We start from the raw sequence: 6043 nt of genomic DNA, 5'->3' as shown, positions 1-6043 counted from the left end.
GTCTCCCGCGCACTCTAGATTGATCATAGAACATGCTGCATTTACGTAAAGTAATTTCTGGGACAGGACACTAGGAGCACCTCTGCCCGCTGCCAAAAAGTAAGTTTCGCTGACTGCGTAACCTGAGTCGCACGCGTAAAACGGATATTCCCGGTCCTTGTCACCCCACCACGCTAGCGTGACTGTCTCGTCGGCTGCTTTCCTTATCGTCGGTGAAGCCTAATTCTGTCTTCTAACGCGGATAGGCTGCCAGGAGCGTGTGACAGGAGGTTAAGTGCCGCCCTGTCCCACGAACCTTGATGCGCTCAGTGGCCGAACGCATCATCGACCGAACGTCGCTTCGTGGCGCCTCGGTTACCCGGATGTCACCGACCAAAAGGACTTACAAGCGAATCCCCTGTAGGATTCGCGTGGTGTCCTTCCCTCCCCGTACCTTCGAAACAATGATGGCCTTCGTGACGATGGTGGCCATGGCGAACGCGGGCATCCTCGTGCTCTCCACGTACAACGGCAATCTCGACAATCCTTTGGAATGGCTCTCCTTGCTTCGAATCACTAGAATCGCTAAGCACGGCCCGGTGTCCTGTTCGCGGGTCGATCCGATAAAGGTTCGGCACCCAAGTCGCGGTAGCGGAGCTAACAATTATTTCTCCCGAGATCTTTACAGCGAGACCATGGAGAGACACTCCGATGGGTCCTTGCGCTGCGTCGCCAAGATCGCTAAGGACAGTACGCATGCCAGTTCCGGGATCGACACGCAAAAGTAAAATCTGACCGTTATATTCTCCTGCTGTATTGACAAGGATCTGTCCGGACGACTCAACGGCAAGGCCGGTTGCAAACTCCAAGCCGACTGTATCGATGCCTTGCGCCCGATCAGTAAAGTCGCTCACAAGCCGGCGAATGCCCGTTTTCTGATCGATCCGGTAAAGCGCGGCTCCGTGGCCTTTGGTAACAGTGAACTCCGTGCCGGCAACTATCGCTCCGGATCGATCGAGCGTTAGGTCGGTCACGTAACAACAAGGAGACAAAAGCGGCCCCTGCGCCGGACTAGCGTAGTCGCTGACAAGAACGCGGGTGTCGCTCTGGGTGTCGACACGAACCACGTATTGCTGCGATTCAAAGAATAGTTGCAGATTTGCAAAGACTTGATCGTCGACATCTACTGCCGCCCCGTAGTAAAGCTCCCCGTGAATTGAACCGTGAGTGATGTCGCTCACGAGGGTACGCTGTCCATTGCGAGGATCTACCTCGAAGATGCCCGTGTACGCATCCGTCACGAAGATTTTCCGTCGCCCGACCGCAAGGCCTCTGAGGCCGAAAGTCGTCACGCTTTTTGGTCCCTGGGAGGCATCGCTAAAATCGCTGACTACGGTACGTGCACCGTTCTCTGCGTCTACTTTGAAGAGCTTGTTGGCATACTGGTCGACGACCAGAACGTCGCCCTCTTTGAGCACCGCTGAATGGACGAGTCCCCCACACAGCAAGGACATTCCTAACGCCCAGAGACCGTTGAGAAAGAACCGACGAAACGCAAGCAGACGCTGTATGGATCGATCCGACCGGGCAAAAATTGGCGGCTTAGACCGGGTAATTGTGATCCCCATCACAGTGCTCCTCTTCAGCATGTTCCGCTTCACATGCAGCCCTGCGCTTCGCGTTTTATGCTTGCGCAGTGAGACAGCGTACTCTTCAATGTACCTTGAATGCGCGTACTTTGCACTACATATCAATTAGGATCGTGCGCCGCCATTTCGCACGATCGAACGTCTGTGCCGTACTTGACGAGCTCGGGACGTTGTACGAGCGTTCCACCCATTCTGCAGCGGCCCCGCTGCTTACAGCGTTTCTTCGATGCGTCCTCGGCATAGGCGCCTGCGCCGTCTCGGCAAGCGCCTACTGCGCAGGACCCTTACCCAAGGGCGGCAAGTTCATTGCAGGGGTGGGAACGCTGCAGGCGACCGCGAACACCCTAGAGGTGCACCAGTCTTCGCCCCGAGCGGTTGTCGACTGGCGCAGCTTTTCGATTGGCGACGCGAACCGCGTCGACATTCAAAACGGCAGAGGGTCTACCTTCGGGCGCGTGAGCGGTGTGCAACGCTCCGTCATCGAAGGAAGCTTGAACGCCACCGGGAGCTTCTACCTGGTCAATCCACAAGGCGTGCTGATCAGGTGCAGCGGTGTTGAGAGCGTCGGCGGACGCTTTGTCGCGTCGGCGCTAGACATCGACAGCACCGCGTTCATGGGAGGCGGTCCCTTGACGGCCAAGGGCAGTGCACAAGGACGCGTCGTGAATCTCGGGCGAATCATCGCCAAATGCAGAGTCCGCGGCATTCTCTTGGGGCACGCGCCTACGCGGCAGAAGTTGGTTGTCGATCATCGCTTCGTCCTTGAGAGTACCAAGCGTTTATCGCGGACGGGGAATCAACCTAGACCGCAGAAAAGAGAAAATCGAAGACATCAGTGACAACTTGCTGCCGAGACTTGCGAACGGGCATGTCGCCGAGACGACGACAGTCAGCAGTGAAACGCTGTCAAGCAAAGACGCCGTCAATCGACGTGATTGCGTTTGCAGGAAAACTGCCTATGCTCAAGCGATGGCGCACCGTTCAGGCCACGCAACCGTTCGCGGGGTGTTTATGTCTTCGTCCCTGATACGTCAAGTCGAGGAGTGCGGCTGGCGGCTTCCGCACATATGTGCGCGTTGGGTCGTAAGCGGGCTTTCTCTAGCCAGCATTAGCGCGTTTGCTGCAGGCGCGCTGCCGCAAGACGGGCGGTTCGTTGCCGGCTCGGGCGTCCTGAAGCAGGACGGCGCAAAGCTTACCGTTGCACAAAGCTCTCCGTATGCCGTGATCGACTGGAAGAGCTTCTCGATTGGTGCCGGGAATACGGTGGCCCTTCAGAATCCCGGCGGCGCCACTTTGAATCGCGTCACCGGGCCAACACCGTCGCGTATCGACGGTACGCTAACCGGCATCGCGGCTGTTTACCTCGTTAACCCGCAGGGCGTTGTCATCGGAAAAAACGGGGTCGTGGCTACGGGTGGACGCTTCGTCGCGTCGACGCTTGATGTCAGTAATAGCGACTTCATGCGCAATTATCCGTATATGGTTTTCTCCGGCAACGGCGAAGGCAGTGTCATTAATCTAGGAAAGATCAGCTCGCAGGCGGGTGAAGTCCTGCTTCTTGCCGGCAAGCGGGTCGTCAATGCAGGTGAGATAGACGCCGCGAATGGCAGTGTTGAAATGGCTGCCGGCCGCACGGCAAACATCCTTGTCGCTTGGGACGACACCGGCAGGCAGGTGTCAGTACAAATGGGAAGCGCTGGAACGGTTGAGAATGCGGGCATAGTGCGAGCCGCACAGATCAGCCTCGAGGTTGCCGACGGCAACATCTATGCGCTCGCGGGCAGGAACCGCGAAATGCGCGCGACCGCCACGGAGCAGCGCGATGGTCACGTGTGGCTTATTGCGGAGCAAGGCAAGGTAGGGATCCGCGGCGCGTCCGTTGCTGCGGGCGACAAAGACGGAAAGTACGGCGTCGTTGAGGTCCGCGCCGCTCAGGTCAAGGCCGAAGGTGCCCATGTCGACGCGAGCTATTGGTCGATCACCACAAGTGCACTGACTATCGACGAGTCCCTCGCGCGGACCTTCTCTCGCAACCTGTCGGCGGGCACGTCGATCGACATCGACACCGCCAATCTCAACAGCGGCAGCGCGCAAGGCAATATCGGTCTGCGCGCGAACCTGACCTGGCGGGGCGACGCGATGCTGTCCCTGCGCGCGGGCCGGTCCGTCACGATCGAACGTGGCGTCAAGATAGGAAACGCCGGCCGCGGGTCGCTTGGCATCTTCGCCGACGCTAACGGTGTCGGAAACGGTGGCAGCGTGGTGAATAACGGCTTGATCGAATGGTGCCGCAGCACGGGTCTCGTTGAGATGTACTACGACAGAAACGGGGCGTACGTACCGGGCGTTCAGCGCACCAATCCCGCGTGGCGTCCGGCACATCTGAGCGGGCTGAAAACCCAGATCACCGGCTATATGCAAATCAACGATTCGGCCGACTTCAACGCTATCTACGCCAACCTCGCCGGCAATTATCACGTAAATCCCTCTGCGAACCTCTACAGCGGTACGACACTGCCGTCGCCCATCGGCAGCTCGGAGCATCCGTTCACCGGACAGTTCGACGGCGGCGGTTCAATCCTCTCGGTAATCGTCGATGCTCACAATACCAATGTCAATTCGGCTACCGGTATGTTTGGCGTGATCGGCAAGGGGGCGGTGGTCCGCAATTTCGGTCTGGTCAATGGGGCAGTGACGGCGAGCGAAGGCGCGCTTGGCATGATAGCGGGGCGCAACGACGGTCTGATGATCGACGTTTCCGCCGACGGAACCGTGCGCGGAGGCACCACCGCTACGGGGGGCGTCGTGGGTATAAATCGCGGTGTGATGGCGAAAACAAGGAGCAACTTCATCACGGTATCGGGCGGAGCGGCGACCGGCGGTACGGTTGGCATCAACGAGGGAATCGTAATTCGTGCTGCAGGTGGAGGCGGGTCAGGGGGTGTGACGAGCGAACACGGTCCGGCCGGAGGCGTCGCAGGCGAGAATCGCGGCCACATAGAGCAGACATACTACGGGGACCAACCCGAGGCACCGACTGTCAGCGCAGGCGGGCCTGTCGGCGGATTGATCGGCTCAAACTCGGGTTCCATTGCGCAATCGGTCACTAACGCTCGGACTAGTACGACGCTTAGCGGCGCTCCGCTTGGGGGCGTCGCTGGGGTCAACGTCGGCCAGGTTGCACCGGATGTCTTCTGGGGTAAAGAGGTGGGAAACGCAACAAGCGGTGTGGGTCAGGGCACCATGATTCCCGCGACGAGGGGCTTGACCACTGCAGGTCTTGGCAAGTCAGCGAGCTACGGACCCACATGGGACTTCAGCTCAAGCGGCACCTGGGAGGCACCAGAACAGTATGGGTTTCCCCAGCTTCGATATTAGACCGCGACTTTCTACTGGCAAAAGGTTAGACGTAGCGTCAGCGTCATACTTTTGGAATGTCGCGTTGACTCCTTAACCAGCCGTCGATGTCTCGCCATTCTGTGGGACCGTTGAGGGTCGATTAGAGGCGTTGCCAATGCGGTCGTTGACTGAACTGTTATCTACGGGTTCGGACCCAAGTATGCGTCCAACATGGCTTGATGCATCTCAAAAATTTGTTCCCGTTGCAGATGTTGCAAGTAGTCGCGTCCAGTGAACGCACTGATGGTGAAGCGGTTCGAGGCAGTGTAGTAGCCCATTCCGACCACCGTCACGTAGAAGTCGAGGGCATCAACGTTGGCACGAAATTGACCGGCGGCCGCCCCGCGCTTGAGCACCTTGTCGATGACATCGATCACGGGCGAGATAGTCGCGCCCAGCTTGTCTGAAGCCTGCAGGTACCGACCTTTATGCAGGTTCTCACAGTTGATCAGGCTGAGCCACTCAGGGCTGTTCCAAAGGTGCGTCCATATCGATTTGGCGAGTGTCGCTATTGCGTCGCGCGGCTCCAGTCCCGAAAGATCAAGGCCGCTTTCCTTCTCGGCGAAGTCCGCGTACATCGATTCCAGGACGGCGACATAAAGCAGCTCTTTGCTACCGAAGTAGTAGTAGAGCATGCGCTCGTTGGTCTCCGCCGCCTTCGCAATTGCGTCTATCCGTGCGCCAGCGAGTCCTAGCGTCCCGAACTGCTCGGTCGCCGCTTCAAGAATCCGCCGCCGCGTACCCTCGGGGTCTCTTTTGACCGTTTTCGTGCCTGTCTCCGAGATCTGTGACATGTCGCTCCCCCTCGATCAGCCCGGCGCGTTCGACTATGTAGGTACATCCATTATGGTCGATCCGCGCCTTTTTTCCATGCCGCAATGACGCCTTGACTTTGCCCGCCGGTATTTAGCCTCAATGAGGTGCCGTGACCGCCTGTCGGAGTTAATGTCAATTGTGGTGTTTGCAAGGCGCGGCCTGATCAGGCGGCAAGCGGTTGCTGAGCCGGTGTGCTGTCG

At 58.4% G+C, this 6043-nt stretch carries 4 protein-coding genes; 2 read left to right on the top strand and 2 right to left on the bottom strand.

Annotated elements, in window-relative coordinates:
- Positions 1-365: 365 nt before the first annotated feature.
- Positions 366-1607 carry a hypothetical protein gene (locus AB6804_RS31360; RefSeq protein ID WP_370889764.1) on the bottom strand — a complete coding sequence of 414 codons (1242 nt, stop codon included), beginning with the start codon at positions 1605-1607 and terminating at the stop codon, positions 366-368.
- Between the two features lie 191 nt (positions 1608-1798).
- Here AB6804_RS31360 and AB6804_RS31355 point away from each other — a divergent pair, with 191 nt between their 5' ends.
- Together AB6804_RS31355 and AB6804_RS31350 are read left to right on the top strand one after the other, a co-directional pair.
- Complete coding sequence (locus tag AB6804_RS31355; RefSeq protein WP_370889763.1) at positions 1799-2467, top strand: filamentous hemagglutinin N-terminal domain-containing protein; 669 nt, start codon at positions 1799-1801, stop codon at positions 2465-2467.
- A complete protein-coding gene (locus tag AB6804_RS31350; RefSeq protein WP_370889762.1) occupies positions 2370-5006 on the top strand; it encodes a filamentous hemagglutinin N-terminal domain-containing protein in 2637 nt (878 codons plus the stop codon). Before AB6804_RS31355 ends, AB6804_RS31350 begins: the two co-directional genes overlap by 98 nt.
- A gap of 161 nt (positions 5007-5167) precedes the next feature.
- Here AB6804_RS31350 and AB6804_RS31345 read toward each other — a convergent pair whose 3' ends face one another.
- On the bottom strand, positions 5168-5821 hold the full coding sequence (locus AB6804_RS31345) for a TetR family transcriptional regulator (RefSeq protein ID WP_370889761.1): 654 nt from the start codon (positions 5819-5821) through the stop codon (positions 5168-5170).
- Positions 5822-6043 lie beyond the last annotated feature (222 nt).

This window comes from Caballeronia sp. RCC_10 (assembly GCF_041360715.1).
GTDB classification, from domain to species: domain Bacteria; phylum Pseudomonadota; class Gammaproteobacteria; order Burkholderiales; family Burkholderiaceae; genus Caballeronia; species Caballeronia grimmiae.
The sequence above is the reverse complement of the archived record's forward strand: the minus strand, read 5'-3'. Positions and strand labels throughout refer to the sequence as shown.